This is a genomic window from Hymenobacter montanus (assembly GCF_014699115.1).
Taxonomy (GTDB): domain Bacteria; phylum Bacteroidota; class Bacteroidia; order Cytophagales; family Hymenobacteraceae; genus Hymenobacter; species Hymenobacter montanus.
On sequence record NZ_JACXAD010000025.1, the window covers coordinates 1 to 19,937 of the forward strand.

At 61.4% G+C, this 19,937-nt stretch carries 19 protein-coding genes; 11 read left to right on the forward strand and 8 right to left on the reverse strand.

Annotated features, from left to right (window positions below; all coding sequences use genetic code 11):
• The first annotated feature begins 397 nt into the window (after nucleotides 1-397).
• Together IC235_RS18470 and IC235_RS18475 are read left to right on the forward strand one after the other, a co-directional pair.
• Nucleotides 398-787 (forward strand): VOC family protein, encoded by a 390-nt coding sequence (locus tag IC235_RS18470; RefSeq protein ID WP_191006688.1) that lies wholly within the window; start codon nucleotides 398-400, stop codon nucleotides 785-787.
• Between the two features lie 23 nt (nucleotides 788-810).
• Complete coding sequence (locus IC235_RS18475; protein WP_191006689.1) at nucleotides 811-1,674, forward strand: glutamate--tRNA ligase family protein; 864 nt, start codon at nucleotides 811-813, stop codon at nucleotides 1,672-1,674.
• Between the two features lie 92 nt (nucleotides 1,675-1,766).
• On the opposite strand, the gene nfi is transcribed toward IC235_RS18475, so the two are convergent.
• Complete coding sequence (nfi, locus tag IC235_RS18480) at nucleotides 1,767-2,456, reverse strand: deoxyribonuclease V (protein WP_191006690.1); 690 nt, start codon at nucleotides 2,454-2,456, stop codon at nucleotides 1,767-1,769.
• Between the two features lie 151 nt (nucleotides 2,457-2,607).
• On the opposite strand from nfi, the gene IC235_RS18485 reads away from it, so the two are divergent.
• Both IC235_RS18485 and IC235_RS18490 read left to right on the forward strand, forming a co-directional pair.
• Nucleotides 2,608-3,189, forward strand: a complete 582-nt coding sequence (locus IC235_RS18485) for a DUF1990 family protein (protein ID WP_191006691.1) — start codon at nucleotides 2,608-2,610, stop codon at nucleotides 3,187-3,189.
• Nucleotides 3,173-3,943, forward strand: a complete 771-nt coding sequence (locus IC235_RS18490; protein WP_191006692.1) for a DUF1990 family protein — start codon at nucleotides 3,173-3,175, stop codon at nucleotides 3,941-3,943. The genes IC235_RS18485 and IC235_RS18490 overlap by 17 nt, the downstream gene beginning before the upstream one ends.
• 86 nt (nucleotides 3,944-4,029) lie before the next feature.
• On the opposite strand, the gene IC235_RS18495 is transcribed toward IC235_RS18490, so the two are convergent.
• Together IC235_RS18495 and IC235_RS18500 are read right to left on the reverse strand one after the other, a co-directional pair.
• Nucleotides 4,030-4,686 (reverse strand): head GIN domain-containing protein, encoded by a 657-nt coding sequence (locus IC235_RS18495; RefSeq protein WP_191006693.1) that lies wholly within the window; start codon nucleotides 4,684-4,686, stop codon nucleotides 4,030-4,032.
• Nucleotides 4,687-4,734: 48 nt separating this feature from the next.
• The gene (locus IC235_RS18500; protein WP_191006694.1) at nucleotides 4,735-4,959 is read right to left on the reverse strand and encodes a hypothetical protein; all 225 of its coding nucleotides are present in this window, start codon (nucleotides 4,957-4,959) and stop codon (nucleotides 4,735-4,737) included.
• A 223-nt stretch (nucleotides 4,960-5,182) separates the two neighbouring features.
• On the opposite strand from IC235_RS18500, the gene IC235_RS18505 reads away from it, so the two are divergent.
• The 3 genes from IC235_RS18505 to IC235_RS18515 all read left to right on the forward strand — a co-directional run bounded on the left by IC235_RS18505 (nucleotide 5,183) and on the right by IC235_RS18515 (nucleotide 7,803).
• Nucleotides 5,183-5,629 (forward strand): SgcJ/EcaC family oxidoreductase, encoded by a 447-nt coding sequence (locus tag IC235_RS18505; RefSeq protein ID WP_191006695.1) that lies wholly within the window; start codon nucleotides 5,183-5,185, stop codon nucleotides 5,627-5,629.
• Nucleotides 5,630-5,651: 22 nt separating this feature from the next.
• Nucleotides 5,652-6,632, forward strand: a complete 981-nt coding sequence (locus IC235_RS18510; protein ID WP_191006696.1) for a helix-turn-helix transcriptional regulator — start codon at nucleotides 5,652-5,654, stop codon at nucleotides 6,630-6,632.
• Nucleotides 6,633-6,753: 121 nt separating this feature from the next.
• Nucleotides 6,754-7,803, forward strand: a complete 1,050-nt coding sequence (locus IC235_RS18515; RefSeq protein WP_191006697.1) for an NAD(P)-dependent alcohol dehydrogenase — start codon at nucleotides 6,754-6,756, stop codon at nucleotides 7,801-7,803.
• A 492-nt stretch (nucleotides 7,804-8,295) separates the two neighbouring features.
• Here IC235_RS18515 and IC235_RS18520 read toward each other — a convergent pair whose 3' ends face one another.
• Nucleotides 8,296-9,114, reverse strand: coding sequence for a ribonuclease H-like domain-containing protein (locus IC235_RS18520; RefSeq protein WP_223847404.1), 819 nt, complete (start codon nucleotides 9,112-9,114; stop codon nucleotides 8,296-8,298).
• A gap of 400 nt (nucleotides 9,115-9,514) precedes the next feature.
• On the opposite strand from IC235_RS18520, the gene IC235_RS18525 reads away from it, so the two are divergent.
• Nucleotides 9,515-11,989: a TonB-dependent receptor domain-containing protein gene (locus IC235_RS18525; protein WP_191006698.1), complete on the forward strand. Its 2,475-nt coding sequence runs from the start codon at nucleotides 9,515-9,517 to the stop codon at nucleotides 11,987-11,989.
• A gap of 142 nt (nucleotides 11,990-12,131) precedes the next feature.
• Here the strand turns inward: IC235_RS18525 and IC235_RS18530 are convergent, their stop codons facing one another.
• From IC235_RS18530 to IC235_RS18545, 4 genes are all read right to left on the reverse strand, one after another.
• A complete protein-coding gene (locus tag IC235_RS18530) occupies nucleotides 12,132-12,902 on the reverse strand; it encodes a LytR/AlgR family response regulator transcription factor (protein WP_191006699.1) in 771 nt (256 codons plus the stop codon).
• Nucleotides 12,899-13,993 (reverse strand): sensor histidine kinase, encoded by a 1,095-nt coding sequence (locus IC235_RS18535; protein ID WP_191006700.1) that lies wholly within the window; start codon nucleotides 13,991-13,993, stop codon nucleotides 12,899-12,901. The genes IC235_RS18530 and IC235_RS18535 overlap by 4 nt, the downstream gene beginning before the upstream one ends.
• Before the next feature lie 528 nt (nucleotides 13,994-14,521).
• Nucleotides 14,522-15,274: a LytR/AlgR family response regulator transcription factor gene (locus tag IC235_RS18540; RefSeq protein ID WP_191006701.1), complete on the reverse strand. Its 753-nt coding sequence runs from the start codon at nucleotides 15,272-15,274 to the stop codon at nucleotides 14,522-14,524.
• The gene (locus IC235_RS18545; protein ID WP_191006702.1) at nucleotides 15,271-16,263 is read right to left on the reverse strand and encodes a sensor histidine kinase; all 993 of its coding nucleotides are present in this window, start codon (nucleotides 16,261-16,263) and stop codon (nucleotides 15,271-15,273) included. Before IC235_RS18545 ends, IC235_RS18540 begins: the two co-directional genes overlap by 4 nt.
• A 164-nt stretch (nucleotides 16,264-16,427) precedes the next feature.
• Here IC235_RS18545 and IC235_RS18550 point away from each other — a divergent pair, with 164 nt between their 5' ends.
• The 3 genes from IC235_RS18550 to IC235_RS18560 all read left to right on the forward strand — a co-directional run bounded on the left by IC235_RS18550 (nucleotide 16,428) and on the right by IC235_RS18560 (nucleotide 19,671).
• A complete protein-coding gene (locus IC235_RS18550) occupies nucleotides 16,428-16,778 on the forward strand; it encodes a hypothetical protein (protein WP_191006703.1) in 351 nt (116 codons plus the stop codon).
• A gap of 11 nt (nucleotides 16,779-16,789) precedes the next feature.
• Nucleotides 16,790-17,683, forward strand: a complete 894-nt coding sequence (locus tag IC235_RS18555; protein ID WP_191006704.1) for a hypothetical protein — start codon at nucleotides 16,790-16,792, stop codon at nucleotides 17,681-17,683.
• Nucleotides 17,684-17,835: 152 nt separating this feature from the next.
• Nucleotides 17,836-19,671: a M61 family metallopeptidase gene (locus IC235_RS18560; RefSeq protein ID WP_191006705.1), complete on the forward strand. Its 1,836-nt coding sequence runs from the start codon at nucleotides 17,836-17,838 to the stop codon at nucleotides 19,669-19,671.
• Nucleotides 19,672-19,937: the final 266 nt, after the last annotated feature.

The window sequence follows — 19,937 nt, forward strand, 5'->3', positions numbered from 1 at the left end:
CCAACGCCGCCCATGCCCGGTCACTGATTTCATCCAGATTGCTCACGAACCCAAAGATAATTGTCCGTACAGCCTAGTCTATCGGTGAAATCGCGAGAAATAATTCAACCACGCAGTGCTGGTAAGGTTTGGCCTTCTGCTAAGCCCATTATCCACCTGAAGGAGTGGCAAACGTCAAAACTGCTTAAAACTGCCGCCAACGCTCGGGGGCTTGTTGTGGAATATAACAGCTCATTAGCACATAGCCATTGACCGTGAACGTCGAGCTCAGCCCGCGGCCTGAGCTGTGACTGGTGCCGTCGGGTACAAGACTGCCCGGTTAGTGGCGGGCCGCGCCGGCTTCTGGGCTTGGAAGTACGTAGGTTTGTGGCTTTACAAACAGCCTGTTTCATTGCCAATGACTCCCATTTTGCGGGTGGCCCGGCCCACCGATAACCTGCCAGCGTTGCTGAAATTTTACTGTGATGGGTTGGGCCTACAGCAACTGGCCTCATTTAGCAATCACAATGAGTTTGATGGCGTCATGCTGGGCCACCCCCGCGCGCCTTATCACTTGGAGTTCACCCGCCATGCCCGTCACGTTGCCGGGCGGGCACCGACAACCGATAACCTCCTGGTTTTTTACCTGCCTGATGCCGACGAGTGGCAGATGGCCGTAGAGCGTATGCAGGCAGCGGGCTTCGCGCCAGTGGTGTCCTACAACCCTTACTGGGACCAGCAGGGCCGTACTTTTGAGGACCCCGACGGCTACCGCGTGGTGCTGCAACAGGCCGCGTGGTCCTGGTAGTATATCAGCTTTCCCCACCCCGGATGCTTGACGGCAAGCCACCCGTTGTTGCGCGCCTCGCGCCCACGCCCAGCGGCTACCTGCACCTGGGCAATGCCGTGAACTTCGTGCTCACCTGGCTGCTCACGCGCCAGGCTGGGGGCACGCTGCATTTGCGCATCGACGACCTGGACCGCGCCCGCCTGCGGCCGGCCTACCTCGACAACATCTTCCGCGTGATTGATTGGCTGGGGATCGACTACGACCGTGGGCCCAGCGGCCCCGATGATTTTCTGCGCCACCACTCGCAGCTCCTGCACTTACCCGCTTATAATGCGGTGCTGCGCCGCCTGGCCCAGCGGCCGGGGCTCGTGTACGCCAGCCACCGCACCCGCACCGGAGGCCCCGAGGTGGCAGTACCGCTCGACACGCCCGGCCCGGCCTGGCGCGCCCGGGTGCCGGCTAGCACCACGGTGGTGTTCACAGACGGCTGGCAGGGCGAAACTACCGTGCCGCTCGGAAAAGGGATGCCCGATTTCGTCCTGCGCAAAAAGGACGCCGTAGCCGCCTACCAGGTAGCCTCGGTGGTAGATGATTTGCGCCTGGGCACCACCCTGATTGTGCGCGGCCTGGACCTACAGCCCAGCACGGCCGCGCAACTGTGGCTGGCCAGCCAACTGTCCGAAACGAGCCCCTTCAACGGCTCCCGCATCAGCTTTTATCATCACTCGTTGCTGATTGATGTCGCCGGACACAAGTTGTCGAAATCTCAGCAGCGGCCCCTGGATACTGGCGTGCTGGGCCAGGCACCAGGCAAGCAAGCCGTGTTCCAGGCCGTCGCTGAGCTGCTGAAACTGCCTGCCGAAGCAGCCGAGAGTTTGGCAGCGCTGAGGGATCTTTTGAATTAAAAATGAAGAATTAAAAATTAAAAATGACCCGAGAAAAAGTGCTCATGGCCCCGTTGTCAATTTTTAATTTTTAATTCATTTTAATCCTCCATTCAGCGCACGTCCTTTTTGAACTGCTCGGCCCAATGGTCGGCCAGTCGGGTGGGCTCGGGTAGCTTGTAGCCGCGCAAGCAAGCCAGGGTTAGTCGCGTGGCGGTGGCTTGGTCGCAGCGGTGGCCAGGGCTCACGAACAGGGGCAGCACCTTGTCTTTGCTGCGAACGACCTGGCCAATCAGCTCGCCGGTTTTGGCGTCGGTCAGGGGACTGATGCTGCCGCGCTCCGGGCCGGGCTCGGCGAACGTGCCCGTCAGCTTTTGCTTGGCTACGCCGAACGTGGGCCGGTCGAGCAACACGCCCAGGTGCGCGGCAATGCCCATGCGGCGCGGGTGCGCGATGCCGTGGCCGTCGACCATGATGACGTCGGGCTTGTTTTCGAGCTTGGCGAAGGTGTGAATGACGTTGGGCGCCTCGCGGAAGGAGAGAAAGCCCGGCACGTAGGGCATATCCACGGGCCCGTAGTTATAAACCTTCTCCACCAGCTCCAGGGAGGGGAATTTCAACACCACAAACACCGACAGAATGGTGTCGGGCGTTGGGAAAGAGGAGTCACAGCCGGCAATCAGGCGGGGCTCCTGCGGCAGCGGCTCGGCGCGTACCCGTTGGCGCATTTCCTGCTGCTGCTGGGTAAGCGTTTGCACCAAAACGGGGTCGGGTGGGGGACCGGGCGGGCGGTAGTAAGCCATGAGGAATTAAAAATTAAAAATGAGGAATTAAAAATATGTTACTGCTGAACTGCTAAGCAGGCATCACCTAAGGGAAGTGTATAGCGTATACGCGGAAAAGGATTTAAACCAGCGAATTTTTAATTTTTAATTCTTCATTTTTAATTCCCAAATGGCTAATCCTAACCATTCCGAACAGCCTGCTGCCACTGGTTCCGGTCCGTGGCTGGAACGCCGCTACTTTATTGACGTGGCCCGGCCGCGCCTCTCGTCAGCCCAGCTCATGGCCGAGGTACAGGCCGACGTAGCGCGCTTCGCCCCGGAGCTGCTGGCGGACTTTAAGAAGAAATCTGGGACGAATGACGGGCTGCGGGTGGGCGAGGAGTTTGAAATCAGTATTCTGGGGCCCTGGAATGGCTGCGTGCGGGTAACGGCGGTTGCCGACACCTTCTTCGAGTTCATCACCCTCGAAGGCCACCCCGAGGCGGGCCGCATTCATTTCGAAGCGCATTACCTCGATGAGCGCCCCGATGTGCTCCGGTTTGAGATTCGTTCGTGGGCCCGCTCGCGCGACGGGCTGGTGGCCTTCGCCTACGGCACGCTCGGCGTGGGCAAGCGCGTGCAGGAAGCCACCTGGACTGAGTTCTGCCGACGGGTGGCGGCGGCCAGCGGCGGCCAGGCCCTGAGCGACGTAGTGGTAGAAACCCTTACCCAAACCGAAACCGGCTCCAATGACCATGAGCGCCACGCCTGAACGGCCCGCGGCCCGCCGCTTAGCAGATACCGCCTTGCCGGGTACGACCCTGCCGGGTACGACCCCGCGCGCTGCCAGTCCACCCCTCTGGGAACAGTACCGCGCCCGGCTCGACGCTTACGCCAACGCGAAAGTCAACTACGACTTCAGCCGCCAGAACGAATACACCAGCGCCACCGGCTGGCGCCTCGATGACTACGAAACCGACTTGCCCACCGAACCCCCCGGGCCGCCTGCCGCGGCGGGGGCTTTCGCCGCTGCCCAGGAAGTGCTGCGCCGTTACGCCTTTCCCCCGCCCGACCTTATTACTGGCATCTTCGTGCCGGACTCGCCCCTGGAAAACCGCATCATGGTGCTGCGGGCGCAGTTTTTGTGCTTCAGGTTTTACTTCGGCGTGCGGGTGAGCGGGCTGACCGACGAGGCCGCTCGCGCCACCCCCGGGGGGCCGGAGCGGGTGTGGGGCTACGGCTACCGCACCCTCGAAGGGCACTTTGAACGCGGCCAGATTGATTTTACCATTCACAAAAACCTGGAGTCGGGCGCGGTGCAGTTTCGCATTCACGCCGTGTCGCAGCTGGGGCAGATCCGCAATCCATTCTACTGGCTCGGGTTTAAGCTGTTCGGCCGGATGTTGCAGCGCCGGTTTGCCCGCGAATCGTTGCGGCGCATGCGCGAATTGGTGGGGGCCACGCTGGCCCCGGGAGCGTTGCCGACCCCTGGGGTTTCCCCAAGCGAGGGGGCGCTACCGCAGTAGCGAGGGGCGGGGCTCCCGGGGCCTTTCCTGCCCCGCGGGCCGGCTCGGAGCGAACGATTTCGGGGCTGGTTCCGCCAATGGGAGCATTAGTCAACGTGTCGGATTTCGCCGGCCCCGTAATGGCGCACGTCGAGCAGCCGGGCGGTGCCGGCGTAGTGCACAAATCCTTGTCCCAGGTGCTGGAGGTGAATGGTTTCCTGCGCCCGCACCCGCACGTTGCCGGCGCCCAGGTTGCGCAGCCGCAGGTGCTGCGCGGTCAGCGCGTCGCAGTCCAGGTCGCCTTCCGCCAGGTTGGTGAGCTTGACTTCGCGGGCTGTACCGGCTACTTCCACGCGGCCCTCGCAGGCGCTGTGCAGGTTCAGAACGTCGGCCTGAACTTGGAGCTGGGTATTGCCGACCGACCGAATCTTGATTTCCAGCGGCTCTACGGCCACTAGGGGTGCGCCGCAGGTTACGTGGCCTTCGCTGGCAATGTCGAGGTGCTGAAGCTGGCGCAGGTACACCGTAACGTGAAGCTGCGAGTAGGCCGGACGCCGCAGCTTGTCTTCGGTCGTGATGAAGAGGGTGCGGCCCGCGTTGGTTACCCCGACGTGGTCGAGCAGGTTATCATCGGCCTCGATTATCACTTTTTCTTCGGTGCTTTGGCGGAGCTCCACGGTGCCGTGCACGCTCAGGTGCAGGCGGGTAAACGAGCTGACAGATTGGATGCGCGCCGCGAGGGTGCCGCTGCCTTGGACTTGCATAAGTTGACGGAGTTGTTTGAAAGAAAACATGAGAGTTGAGAATGCAGATCAGTCGGGGAGAGGGGTGCAGGCGTAGCCCCGGGCGTGGAGCAGCGCCGCTACCGCGGGGCTGTCGGGCGGGCCGGTGGGGTTTTCCACCCGCAGCACCCGGTCGCAATCGCTTAGGTCGAAGGTGATGCGCCAGGTGGGGAAGCACGCCTGCAGGCAGCGCCGTAGCGCGGCAGCGGAGCGGTGATCGGGCACGTTGGTTCGAAAAACTTCTACTTCGGGCATAGTGGAGCGGCCTGGCAGCGCAGTGTGCCTAAGCCGTTGCAAAAGTCCCAAACCTTGTGGGGCGAGCCGTTATAGCTGCCGGAGTCAGATGTATAAAAGGCGGAGCCGACCCGGCGCTTAGGTAAAAAAATCCGGCAGGTGTAAGTAGAAGTCCGTTTTGTATAAAGACCCCGGCGGCTCAGGGCCAGACCTTTGCCTCATCACCTAGTAGATTCTCTTGCCAATGATTGAGCCTGCCCAGCATGCCCGCCAGCAAATTCAGCGCTTACTCGACCAGCTGAACGCCGCCTGGAAACTTGGTAATGGCGAACAGTACGCCGCTAGCTTCACTGAAGATGCCGATTACGTGGTCTTCGACGGAACTCATCTTCGGGGCCGGGCCGCCATCGGGCGGGCTCATCAGGAGTTATTTGATGGGGTGCTGCGCGGTTCCGAGCTGGTGAGCGGCGATATTACCGATTTCCGGCTCCTGGCTCCCACCGTAGCGGTGTTGCATACCACCGGAGCCGTAAAATTGCGCTGGCAAAAAAAAGCTCCTCCAGGTCGAAGCTCCATTCAAGCCCTGGTAGCCGTCGAGGAAAGCGGCACTTGGCAATTCGCTGCTTTTCAGAACACCCGGATTGCGCCGCCCGGTATTTTCACGAAGCTGCTCCGGCGGCTGATGAAATAATGTGTCCTAAATTTCCCCGGCCATGCCTCTTCAAGTGCGCCACCAGGGCGACCAGTCCCTTATTCACCGCAACGACTACGTGGCGGACGACTTCCACACCCCCGACCTCGTGGAGCAGGCGCGCGAGCTCGACCTGCCAGTTGGCAAGGGCTACATGGCCCACTGGTATTTCGAGGGCATTCGCATGGCCTACTCGCGCTGGCACTACCGCGAGCCTTTCACGGCCGAGTGGCGCGCCGACCTCGAAGTAGTGCACCTGCACTTTAACCTGCGCGGCCGGGTACTAATCGAGAACCGCCGGGCCAATACCGTGGTCCACCTGGCCGGCTACCGGCATAACCTGTTCTACTACCCGGGTTTCGAGGGTACGATGCGCAATGAAGAGCTGGAGTCGGAAACCTTCATTCTGCAATTCACCAAGCCGGCTTTCCTGGCCCTGGCCCAGCAAGCCAACGAGCCCTTACGCCGCTTTTGCGCCGCCGTGCTCGAGGGCGAGCAGCTGCAGCTAAGCGCGCCGAGCCTACACCTCAACCTGGCGCTGCACACGGCTATTCGCGAGGTGTTGAACTGCCGCTTCGCGGGCCCGCTGAAAAAGCTTTTTCTGTATTCCAAGGCCTTGGAAATACTCGTGCTGCAGGCCGATGCTTTTGAGCAGGCCCAGGCCCCGCGCCGCTACGCCCGCACCGACTACGACCAGGAGCGCCTGCTTTTTGCCCGCGACTACCTCATTCAGCACCTCGCCCTGCCGCCCAGCCTGCCCGAGCTGGCGCGGGTAGCCGGCCTCAACGAGTTCAAGCTAAAAAAAGGCTTCAAGGAGCTGTTCGGCCAAACCGTGTTCGGCTATCTCAGCGACTACCGCCTGGCCGATGCCAAAGCCCAACTCCAGAACCGTCAGAAAACGGCCAGCGAGCTGGCCTTCGAGCTGGGCTACTCGTCGGTACAGCATTTTAGCGCGGCGTTTAAAAAGAAATTTGGCCTGAGCCCAACCAGCCTGAGGCAGTAGTTGTCGGCTTGGAGTAGTCCGGGGCAGTGGCTTTTTTGGTGGGCTAGCCCAACCATCCCCCCGCCAACGGAGTTTAACACCCGGCCCTGACCATCCATCTTCACTCGTTTTAAACTTACTCATGCTTCCTACCAAAGCCTACGCGGCTCCGGCCGCGAATGTGCCCTTGGCACCTTTTAACTTCGAACGCCGCGAAGTCGGCCCCCACGATGTCCTGATTGACATTCACTTCTGTGGCGTATGCCACTCGGACTTGCACCAGGTGCGCGACGAGTGGGGCGGGTCCATCTTCCCGATGGTGCCGGGCCACGAAATCGTGGGGCGCGTGAGCAGCGTGGGTGCCCAGGTACAGAACTTCAAAGTCGGCGACTTGGCCGGGGTGGGCTGCATGGTCGACTCCTGCCGCACCTGCTCTAGCTGCCAGGACGGCCTGGAGCAGTACTGCGAAACCACCGGCATGGTGGGTACCTACAACGGCCGCGAAATTGGCAGCGGCGCGCCCACCTACGGCGGCTATTCCAGCCGGATTGTGGTGGACGAGAAGTACACGCTGAAAGTATCGGATAAGCTCGAGCTGGCCCGGGTGGCCCCGCTGCTTTGCGCCGGCATCACCACCTACTCGCCCTTACGGCAGTGGCAGGTGGGCCCCGGCCACCGGGTGGGCGTAATGGGCCTCGGCGGCCTGGGCCACATGGCGGTGAAGCTGGCCGCCGCCATGGGCGCTGAGGTAACCGTGCTCAGCACCTCGCCCAACAAGGAGGCCGACGCCAAAGAGCTGGGCGCCCACAAATTTGTGGTTACCAAAGACAAAGAGCAGCTAAAAAGCGTCAGCAACTACTTCGACTTCATCCTCAATACCGTGTCGGCCCCGCTCGACCTGGCCGCTTACCTGAACCTGCTGCGGCGCGACGGGACCATGATTCTACTCGGCGTGCCACCCGAAGCGCCCCAGGTGCACGCCTTCAACCTCATCGGCAAGCGTCGCCGCATTGCCGGCTCGCTCATCGGCGGCATTGCCGAAACCCAGGAGATGCTGGACTTCTGCGCCGAGCACAACATCGTGTCCGACATCGAACTCATCAACATCGCCGACATCAACGAGGCTTACGAGCGCATGCTGAAAGGCGACGTGAAGTACCGCTTCGTAATCGATTTGGCAACCTTGGGATAGGCTATCAGGCCCGTAAGCTAGGTTTATAGTCCCAAGCTGCCGCCGAGCCGCAACGCGGTCGTACCCGGTAGGGCGACAGATTGGTAGAATATAGCGTCATCACCTGAACAAAGCCGCGTAGCGGCGAGAGGTTGGTAGCAATATCGTCACCATCATCTGCATCAGAGCCGCGTAGCGGCGACAGGTTGGTAGGAATAGCGTCACCATCATCTGAACCAAAGCCGCGTAGCGGTGACAGAAGCCCTGGCGCCTCTGTCACCGCTACGCGGCTTTGCTGTTCTTGCTCACCTGGAGTACTACCAACCTGTCGCCGCTACGCGGCTCGGCGGCAGCTGGGGCTAGTCGGCGAAAGCAGGTTAGGCCAAGCGGGGTACTGCGCTCGGCATTACCGGGGCGGGAGCGCTTGCTGAGCTGGTATGGGGACAAGCTACGCATCACGCACATGGTCGTCGAACCAAGGGGTTGCTTGGATGCCCCTTTGTTTAGGGCAGGCTACGCCATTACGCGCATGGTAGGTACGGCCGGCCACGGTGTGTGGGTGACTTGTACTTCCGGCCAGAGGGCTTTCTGGCCGGTGTAGTGCAGGAAAATGCGCGCCGTGGTGATGACGTCCTTCTCGCAGTAGGTAACAATGCGCCGGAGGTTGCGCTCGGCCCAGTAGGTATGAGCTACCTGGGAGCCATCGATGTCGTCTTTGGGACTGGGAATACCAAAAATACCGGCCAGCAGGGGCAGCGAGATGTATCCTTTGTTGTCGCCGAACCGCCACAGGTCCATGGTGTCGAGCAGGTGGGGGAGGTCCCAGGGCTTGTGGCCGGCAATGTCGAGCATGGGCGGAATTGGCTGGCCGCAGATGAGCATGCGCCGCCCCAGGTAGCCGTAGTCGAACTCGCGGCCATTATGGGCGCACAGGTAGTAGCCGTCCTTGCTGGCCGATTCGAGCTTAGGGCGGTATTCGTAGCTGCACGGGGGGTGGCGAGCCAGCAGGCTGGCGAAGCCCCGGAGGACTTCGCACTCATCGTCGTCGGCAAATGACTTGATGCGGAACTCCAGCGTCTCGTCTTTCAGGGGGCGGAAAAACCCCACCGAGATGCACACGACCTTGCCGAATTCGGCGTAGAGCCCCGCTTTTTCATATAGCTCGGGGTGGGTGCGGCCATCGGCCACTTCTTTGGCGTGGCGCTTGGTGCTGAATCTTTCCCACAGCGGCCGGTGGGTTTCGGGCAAGTCATCGTGGCTACCATGGGCCGGTACCGTTTCGATGTCAACGAAAAAAACTTTGGTGAGGTCGACGTGGCGAAGAATGTGCATGGCAGACGGCAAAATGAGCGGGCGCGCTACGGCGTACTACTAAGGTAGCGGTTGCTAGGGCATCAGCGCACCGTTAATCCAGGAATTTGCGCCCTCAATGACTGATTTTCTAATTATTACTACCTGCCTGTAACGAATCGAGCCAACGCTAGTACTCTCGGGGTTGATGGTGGGAGCCGGCCCAAATCATGATATGGGACGGTCCACATCATGCATTGGGGCGCCCTGCGTGCCGCCGGCCCGGACCTTTGGGCCATTCTTTTCTCCTCAACTCAGCAAACGCATGCCTTTACGTTTTTCCGCCCTTAACCTTAGAGGTAGTTACTTATTCAAGGCAACCGCAACCAACCGGGTCCGTCCCGCATCCTTGGGGCCCCGTCCTACATACGCTTATGCTCTGATGCAACATTACCGTTTGCTGGGGTTCCTGCTGGCCCTGGGCACTGGGTGGAGCCCGGTTGTTCACGCCCAAACGGCGGCTGGGCCGGCTAGCGGCCCAGGCTCACTCACGGGCCTGGTGGTCGACTCGCTGAAAAACGAGCCCGTGCCTTACGCCACCGTGGTGCTGCTGCCGCCCGCCCAGCCGGGGACGCCGCCCAACGACCGGCCGATAACCGGCGTGGCCGCCGACGACCAGGGCCGTTTCTCCCTTACCAAGCTGGCCCCCGGCCCGGCCCGCCTGCGCGTGAGCTACGTGGGCTACGGCTCCCAGACCCGCGCCGTGACTATCTCGGCTGGAGCAACCAATGCGGGCACGTTCCGGCTACCCCCGGCCGGCACGGCGCTGGCCGAAGCCGTCGTGGTCGGCACGAAGCCGGTGGTGGAAGTGCGCCCCGACCGCCTCGTGTACAACGCCGACCAGGACGTGACCAATGCCGGCGGCACCGCCGCCGACGTGCTGCGCAAAGCCCCGCTGCTGGCCGTGGACGGCGACGGCAACGTGCAGATGCGCGGCTCCAGCAACTTCAAGGTGCTGGTGAACAACAAGCCTTCGCCCACCCTGGCCCAGAACCTGGCCGAGGCCCTGAAAGGCATTCCGGCCGAGCAGATCAAATCGGTCGAGGTCATCACCACGCCGCCCGCCAAATACGATGGCGAAGGCACGGCCGGCATTATCAACATCGTACTGAAAAAGGGCGTAAATCAGGGCCTGAACGGCCGGGTGGGGGCCTCGGCGGGCAACCGCAACTCCAACGTCACGGCCGCGCTTAACTTCAAGCAGAACAAGCTGGGGTTTACGTCGTCGGGTGGCACGGGTGGCTGGTACGGGCCGAGTGAGTTTGAGCTCACCCGCGTTGGCCAGCGCGACAATTCGACGCTGACGCAGCGCGGGGCCGGCAGCTACGGGGGCCGCTGGTACTACGGCACGGTGGGCCTCGACTACGATCTGAGCGAGCACCAGAGCCTGTCGCTGACGGGCTCGCTTAACCACTACAACGGCCACAACTACAGCAACTTGCTCAATAACTTCGTGGGGGCCAGCAACCAGCTCTTTACCCGTACCACCAACACCCTATTCAGCGGCCTCAACGGGGAGCTTACGGGGACCTACACGAAGACCTTCGCGCAGGCCCGTCGCGAGTGGAGCGTGCTCGGCCAGTACGCCCGCAACGACGGCACGTTCGGCTACGATTTCGACGAGTACCGCAACTCCTACGTCAACCTCGAAACCAGCCGGGCTGACTACCGCGAGCGCAGCCGGGGCCGGACGCCCGGCGACGAAATCACCTTCCAAACCGACCTGGTGCAGCCCTTCGGCGAAAAACAAACCTTGGAAGTGGGCCTGAAATCCATCTGGCGCCACACCGGCTCGGTGGCCGATGTCGACGGCTTACCCCTGGGCCAGGCCAACTTCGAGCGCCTGCCCGACCGGGCCACCAACTTCAGCTACGACCAGAACGTGCAGGCCGCTTACGCCACCTACTCCTTTGCGGCCAGCAAGCAGCTCAAGTTTAGCTTAGGCAGCCGCCTGGAGCGCACCACCCTCACGGCCGACTTCCGCGCTACCGAAACCGGGTTCAGCCGCCACTACCTGTCGCTGCTGCCCAATGGCAACGCCCAATACACCCTCAGCGAAGCCAACAGCCTGCGCCTAGCCTACAGCCGCCGCATCACCCGGCCCTCCATCGATTACCTGAACCCCTTCGTGAATCGCGGCGACCCCCAGAGTATCACCTACGGCAACCCCGGCCTCGACCCTGAGCTAACCGATGCGTATGAGTTGAGCTTTAATACGAACGGCAAGGCTGGCTCGCTCAACATTTCGGGCTCGGTGCGGCGCACGGGCAACGCCATTGAGGCGATTCGCCTGCCCACCAGTACCGCGAACGTGACCGAGCAGACCTACGCCAACGTGGCTTCCAACACCTTTTATCAGCTCAACTTCTACGGCTCGGCCAAGCCCGCCAAGGGCTGGGATATCAGCGGCGGGCCGGATGTGCAGTATATCGTACGCCGCAACCCGACGCTGGGGATTGAGCGGCGCGGTTTCACCGCCGGGCTCAATTTTAATACTTCCTACAAGCTGCCGAAGAAGTTTACGGTGCAGGCGTTCCTGTACAGCTCACTGCCCTCGCCGGAGCTGCAGGGCTGGGGCGCGGCCAATCTCTATTATCAGATGGGAGCGAAAAAGACCCTTCTCAACGACAAGGCCGACCTCGTCCTGAACTTTGGCTCGCCCTTTAACAATTACTGGCCCTACCGCAGTACCACGGCCACGCCCGATTTCAGCGAAACCAGCGAATACCGGGCCTTCCAACGGTCTTTCCGCTTGAGCTTCACGTACCGCTTTGGCCAGGAGCAGCAGGGCAAGCAGCGGAAGTCCATTTCGAACGACGACAAAAAAGGCGGCGGCAACAAGCAGGGTGGACAGTAAGACTGGTTTGGTCGGTTGCTTGTTCGACGGCAGGCCATCACCCAAAGCGGGTTAACTGATGAGATGAGCAGCTAATGATTTGCGGAATAGCAGCGGGTCGGCAACCGAACGCCGAGGGGCCGAAGCTCCTGCTGTTGCGGACTCATAAGCTCAGTAACTCCTTGAATCGCACGGCCTGCCGGGTCGAAACGTCGACGCGGCGGCCCCCGCGCACTTCCAGCAGCAGGCCCCCTTTGTAGTAGGCGTGTACCTTTTCGATGGTGGTCAGGTTGAGAATCTGCTGGCGGTTGACCCGGAAGAACAAGTCGGGGGGCAGCTTTTCCTCTAGCTGCTGTAACGACCGGTGGTGCAGCGGGGCGTGCGCGCCGAAGTATACCCGCACGTAGTTACCCACGGCCTCGAACAAGTCGATGTCGGCCAGGCGTACGAAGTAGCATTGCTCGCCGTCCTTCAGGAATACCTGGCTTTGAGGCGTCAGGCGCGCGCCCGGGTAAGGGATGCTGGTGGTCTCAGCCCGAGCGGGGGCCGCCGCGCCCAGGGCCAGGCGCACGCGGGCCAGGGCCTGGGCCAGGCGCTCGGGGTGTACGGGCTTGAGCACGTAGTCGAGGGCCGATACCTGGAAGGCGCGGGTGGCATACTGGTCGTAAGCGGTGATGAACACCACCAAGGGTACCTCATCCAGGCTTTCGAGCAGCTCGAAGCCGGTTTCGCCGGGCAGGGAGATATCGAGCAGCAGCAGGTCGGGGCGCAGCTCGGCAATGAGCCGCCGGGCGGTGTCGGCGTCGGCCGCTTCGCCCACGATGTCGACTTCGGGATGAGCTTCCCGCAGCAGGTAGTGCAGCTCCTGGCGGGCCAGGTATTCGTCCTCGATGAGCAGGGCCCGGGTACGCGGGAGGAGGGGAGCGGTCGTCATGGGAGGGGATTGGCGGGTACGTCGAGGCGAGCTATAACGGTGCCAATGGGGTTTTCCTGGAGTGTGAGACTGGCGGCATCGCCGTAGAGGGAGCGCAGGCGTTGGCGGGTGTTGAGCAGGCCCAGGCCGCCGCGCTGGCCCGCCGGGCGGGCCAGCGGCGTCAGGGGCAAGTGGCCGGGTTGGCTTACTTCCAGGCTCAGGTATGCGGCCGCCCCGGTCTCCGTGGGCATGGGCTGGGCCACGAGGCGCAGCACCCCGCCGTTCGGCGTGGCACTGATGCCGTGCTTCACCGCGTTCTCAACCAGCGTGAGCAGCGTGGCGGGCGGCACGGGCCAGCTCAGCAGCTCCGAAGGTACGGCGACGTCGAGGCGCAGGCGCTCGGGCCCGAAGCGGGTTTGCTCCAGGGCCAGGTAGTCGTGTACAGCCGTCAGCTCTTCCCGCAATGAGATAAGCTGGTGCTGTTCGTAATTGAGCGTATAGCGCAGCAGGTCGGCGAGCTGCGTTACGGCAGTGCGGGCGCGGTGCGGGTCGGAGAGCGTGAGCGCCCGTACCGAGTTGAGGGCGTTAAACAGAAAGTGCGGGTTGATCTGGGAGCGCAGCAGGTCGAGCTCAGCCTGGCGGCGGGCCGCGGCCGCGTGCAACTCGCGCACCTGAACCTGGGCCAGCCGCTCGCCCACCACGAAGAAGTGGTAAGCCAACACCCACACGATCAAGTAGCGGCCCATGCCTATCACGCCAAAGGTAAATGTGGCCCACCCCCCTGAGTAAGGCCATTTCCACTTACCGAGCAGCGCCATGTATAGCAGCGGGCTCAGCAGGTGCATGCTCACCGATAAGCCCAGCAGGCCCAATACGGCGACGCCCGCCTGCCAGGGCAAAGGCATGCGTAGCACCTGGCGGCGGAGCAGCAGCGCCCGGTAGCAGTGGGTGAGCAGCAGGCCCAGCATGGCGGCCACCGTAAGCCAGACCAAGGTGTCCGGGTCATACCGATCGAGCATGAAGTTGGCCTGCACTTGGGTGGCCCAAAACCCGCCCCAGCCCAACAGCTGAAAAATCCAGTACCAGCGCTTTGCGTGTAAATACTGCCGCATCGAAATAATAGAGGAAGATTATAGCGTCAAAGTACGTAGCCCCCGCCTGGCCGAGACCACCGCCCGGATCCTCCGGAACGGACTATAATGGTCTGCTAGGCCAAGGCAGAATCACCTTTGGCAAAAGATTATTTTAAATAAAGCCAAGCCCGCCGCGCGACCTTATCGGTTGCTGGCAACTAATGTCGAAAGTATCAAGCACTATCATAGCGCCCGTGTTTTTTTCCGGCAACGCGGAAAGAGTGGGGCCCAACGCGGGCGTCCCTGTAGTTGCGGCGGGGCAGGCATGAAAAGACGCTGACTTCAGGCTCTCGTTTCACTATCGTCCATCTGCCGAAGCTTCCTGGCCGCTTAGTAGCTCCACGACGGCAACCCACGGGGCTTCCGGGCCCACTACGAAAGCATGCCGGTCCTGTTGTTTATCAGCCATAGGTGCAGCAGCTTGCCCCTTTCTATCAAGAGCTCACCGGCAGCCGGTAGCTGTCAACGAGCCGCCTCCTGCCTGGCTGCCCGCTACTCCGACCTATCTTACCTAAGCCGCAACTGGCGTAGTACTTCCTGCCGGTACGTGCTGCCCACCGGTACCTCCCGAACTCCCACCAGCAATACGTTCCCGCTGAGCCGCTCCACGCTGGCCAGGTTGACCAGATACGACTTATGGGTGCGCATAAACTGGCTGGGCGGGAGCTGGCTTTCCATCTGCTTCATGGTTTCGGCCGTAAGCAGCACCCGGCCCGATGCCAGGTGGCACTTGACGAAGTTGCCGTAACCCTCCACGAACAACAGCTCCGTAAAGCGCACCCGCTCGGTGCCGGCGTCGGTTTTGAGGAAGATGGAATCGACTACTGCCGTCCGCGGGTTCACCGGCGGCGCCGCGGGCACAACGGAAGGGGCGTGCGGGGCCGCCGGCTTGTGCAAGCGGCTGATGGTTTTAACGAACCGCTCAAAGCGAATCGGCTTCAAGAGGTAGTCGACTACTCCCAGGTCGAAGGCATCGAGGGCATGAGCCGCGTGGGCCGTGCACAAAACGACTGCCGGCGGCTGGGGCAAGGCGCGCAGCAACTCCAGGCCGGTGAGCCCGGGCATGTCTACGTCCAGAAACAGCACGTCGACCGGCGTGGTGCGCAAAAAGGTAAGGGCCTCTACGGCGCCGTAGCAGCTGCCGGCCCAGGCGGCGAGGCCGGGCAGGCGGTCCAGGTAAGCGCGCATTACGGTGTGGGCCAGCGGCTCATCATCGACCAGCAAACAGCGCAGCGGGGCAGGAGTGGAATCAGGTATCAAAGCATGAGCTGGAGAGTGGCGGCGTAATGGGTGGCCGTGGCTTCGACGGCGAACTGGTGGCGCCCCCCGGGGTAAAGCTGGGCCAGCCGGGCGCGCAAGTTAGGCAGGCCCAAGCCCGAAGGCGTGGGGTGGAAGTGCGGCGGAATGCTGTTGTCGGTGCGCAGGGTCAGGCCTGCGTCGGTTTGGCACAGGCTAATGCGAATGGTGTTGGGGCCGCCCGAGCCGACCGCGTGCTTGAAGCAGTTTTCGACCAGCGGCAGCAGGAGCAGCGGGGCCACTGGCTGCTCCGGGTGCGGCAGATCGGCCAGGAACTCCACTTGCGTGTTGTGGTGCAGACGCAGCTTTTCCAGGCCGATGTAGTTGGCCAGGTATTCGGCCTCGGTACCCACCGTAACCACGCTTTGGCGCGAGCTGTCGAGCTGATACCGCATCAGGCCGGCTAGTTGTAGCAGGGCTTCGGGCATCTGGTCGGGAGCGGCCAGGCTCAGGCCGTACAGGTTGTTGAGGGTGTTGAACAGAAAGTGCTGGTTGACCTGCGCTTTCAGCAGGCTGAGCTCGGTTTCCAACTGTCGGGCCCGCAGCTCCTGGATCTGAAATTGCGCGACGATGCCCCGGCTGAAATACGGCACGGCCGCGCTAATAATGAGGATAAAGGTGATGTTACTGATGCTTTGCCAAAACGACGTTGGGCTCCCCAACAGCGGAAATACATAGCAGGACAGGCTCGCGGCGGTGAGGATCAGGCTCACGGTAAGCAGGCCGTATATCCCGTAGCGCCGATGCTCAAAAAAATGCCGCAACAGCCAGTTATGCACGTACCCACTGCCAACAAAGAGGCTGGTAATAGCAGCTGCGAGCTTCAGCGCCCGCTCTATCGGCAGCGGGGAAACTCCCTGGTACCTCATCACCAGGAACAGGAAGCTCAGCAGGCCGCTCCACACGACCAGATACCGCATGCCCCGCCGTCGCCAAAAGATGGATAATATCATGGGGCAAAATTACGCGACGCGGCCAGGTTATTCACCGGAACATGACAAATAGGGATAGCCCAGCTTTTGTATGCGTTCATCATGGCCGGCAGGCAGTTGGTCACAAAAAAGAGAGGAACCAGCCTCGACCGGGGGAGCTTTGGGACATGCTTTCCCTCAACCATATGGTTCCCTTTTTTATGATGACGTTTCGCTTGCTTTTGCTCACGGGGTATGGGGCGCTCGCCCTGTTCGCCCGGCCCGCCCTTGCTCAGGATACCACGCGGTTTTCGAAGGCGCCTGGCACCGCGGGGTGTCCGCCGAAATATAATTATACCTTTCTCTGGGGGCTGTGGAGCAACCAGGCTAAACGGGGGACCGGCCCCCAGATCCTCAAACCATCGACCAACGTGAATTTTGCCGCCGGTAGCCAGCAGTTCCGGCCGGCGGCGAAAGCTGATTCTGCCTACCAAACCCACCGCATTTTGGGTGGGGCCGTGCAGTGGACCGAAAAACGCTCAACTCTCACCCGCTAACCGCTGCCACTATGCGCGCTTCCTGGCAAAAAACGCACTTGTACCTGTTTACCTTCAGCCGGTACTTCCTGGCCACCATCATCCTGATGTATGCGTTCGGAAAAATCGTGGGTACGCAGTTCTCCTCGCAACCAAGCGTGTATGACCGCCCCGTGAGCAGCTTGTCGGGCTTTGAGCTGACGTGGTTTTACTACGGCTACTCCTACTGGTACGGCATGTTTCTGGCGGGCTCCCAGATTACGGCCGCCCTGCTGCTGTTCTTCCGGCGCACCACCCGTCTGGGAGTGATGCTGTACCTGGCCATCATCGGCAACATTGTGGTGCTCGACTTCGCGTATGACATCGAAGGGGCCAAGGGCATGGCGGTGCTGCTGACGGTACTGGCGCTGTTCGTATTCCTGTCCGAATGGCGGGTGTTTTATCAGTACTTCCTCGCCGAGCCGGCCGCGTTCGAGGGCATGGAGCAGCCCATCTGGTTCAACCGCACCCGCCGGGTGAAGCTAGTGTACATCGCGGCCGTGTTCTTGGGGTTTTGGGCGTTGACGACGACCTTGAAAACCAAGTATATGGCGCAGAATCAATTCTATGGTACCTGGCAGGTGCAGGGCCGCGAGCCCGCGTGGAACCGGCTGCATTTTGAGGCGGCCAACACATTTAGCCTGTACGAGCCCGGCCAGGCCAAGCCCAGCCGCCAAGGCTTCTACCGGTTCAACGACGCCCGCCACGAACTCACGTTGCAAGTGGAGCCGCCGTCCTCGCGTCCGCAGCGAGAATCCAACGAGGTGCTTTATCCCGATTCGACTCAGCTCGAAACGTTCTTCACTGGTCGGTACGAACTGAAGCCGCGGCAACTGCGCCTGCGCGGGGCCAACGGGCAGTTCCTGACTTTTACTCGCATCCGTTGACCGTAAAAAACAGCGGAACGACCGCATAGCGCCAGATAAACACCGAACTAAACACGGCCCATAGGCTCCTAGCGGCAAGCTACCACTCTTTTTTTGACAGCCCGACTCGCTTGCGCAGGTTGGCGCCATCCCCTCTTTTCCTTTTTATCTGCATGAATAAGCTTCTCATTGCCCTAGGATTTAGCCTCTTGGCAACGCCGTTATTAGCTCAGTCGGGGCCCGGCTACCGCGTACATCTGGACCTAACCCAGCCCACCAACGACCAAGTGCGCGTAGTAGTAAACACACCCAAGGTGAAGGAAAGCCAGGCCACTTACGTGGTTCCGGCGATGGCGCCGGGCACCTACGACCGCCAGAACTTTGGCCGCTTCGTGCGGGATTTTCGCGCTTTCGACCGCAAAGGCAAGCCGCTGGCTACCCGTCGGGATGGCACCAACCTGTTTGTTATTGAGCAAGCCCAGAAGCTGGCTCGGCTGGAGTACTTGGTCGACGATACTTGGGATGTCACGCAGGACAGCATGTTTATCTTTCAGCCCGGTGGCACCAACTTCGAGGCCGGCCGCAGCTTCGTCCTCAATCAGTTCGGTCTCTACGGCTACCTCGAGGGCTATAAGATGCTGCGCTACGAGGTGACGGTGGATAAACCCACTGATCTGCACGGCGCCACGGCCTTGCCCGTGCGCCGGGTTTCGCCCACCCAGGACGTGTTCACGGCCCCCGACTACGTGACCATTGCCGACGGCCCAGTGCTTTACAGTAAGCCCGACACCATAAGCTACCGTGCGGGCGGGGCCCGCATTCAGTTTGCGGTGTTTTCGGAAACGGGCAAAATAAAGGCCCGGCAAGTGGCGGCTACTCTGCGGCCGACGGCGGATGCGCTGGCAGGCTTTTTCGGCCAGATGCCCGTGCCTCGGTACCAGTTTCTGCTATATTTCGTGGCTGAGAAGTCGCCGCTAGTGCCCAAAGACGGTCGGTTTGGTGCCCTGGAACATTCCTATTCCTCGCTCTACTTCTTACCCGAGGCCGACTCTGCTGTGCTGCGCAACCTGCTGCTGGACGCGGCGCCGCACGAATTTCTGCACATGCTGGCCCCGCTCAACGTGCACAGCCGCGAAATTGGCGATTTCGATTTCCGGGACCCTAAAATGTCGCAGCACCTGTGGTTTTACGAAGGCGTGACCGAGTACTTCTCGCAACTGATAGCCGCCCAGAGCGGTCAAGTTTCGCCCGACGACTTCCGGCGGAAGATGCGGGAAAAGATTGTGGGCGCCGGGCGGTACCCAGCGGTTTCCTTCACCAAAATGAGCAGCGAGGTGCTCGACCCTCCGTACAAAGACATGTACCCGAACGTGTACGAGAAAGGAGCACTCATTGGCCTGCTGCTCGATATTCGCATCCGGGAGCTTAGCCAGGGGCGCCAAACCCTGCGCGACGTGGTGCTGAAGCTGCGGGAGAAGTACGGCCCGACGCGCTCTTTCGAAGATGCTCGGTTTATTCCCGAAATTGTGGCCCTCACGCACCCCGACGTGCAGCAGTTTTTCGACCAGTACGTGGTGGGCAGCCAGCCGCTGCCGTACGCGGAATATTTCAGCAAAATAGGGTGGCGTTACCTGGCCGCCGAAACCGAAGTGAAGCGGGGCTTCGGCAAGCTGGGAATTCAGTATAATCCCGAAAAAGAACAATTTATTTCAATGGGCACCAAGCCAGAACTTAACGCTTTTGGTCTGCAAAGCGGCGACGCCATTTTAGCTGTTAATGGTACGGCACTAGACCTGAGCAATGCCCGCAAGCTGCTCGGCCCGCTCTCGAACGCCCCCACCGGCGCCCTGACGCTGCGGGTGCAGCCAGCTGGGGCAACTACACCCCAGGAACGCAAAGCCGTACCCCGCGACTTTCGCATTGAGTCGAAGCACGTGGTGCGGCCCATCGAAAATCCTACGCCTGCCCAGCGGTCTTTGCAAGATCAACTGCTTCGCCCCCAGGGTTGATGGTTGGATTGCCCGCCCGACGCCAAAGAGTATACTTGCCGGGTAGTTAACCTGACGATTTTTCGGAAGGAAACAGGATACGTGATTACCTCGGGCCCCGGTCCGGTGGGCGAGCTTGCCCATTGGACCGGGGGGTATCGGGGCCACGCCCTGCTCCTTGCCAAGGGCGAAATTATTCGTTTTGGCAGTGGCAGCGCGATTTTCTGACTGGGGCCAGAGCTGGCAGACCAGCACCGTGGACCACCACCTCAACTAACATTTGGCTG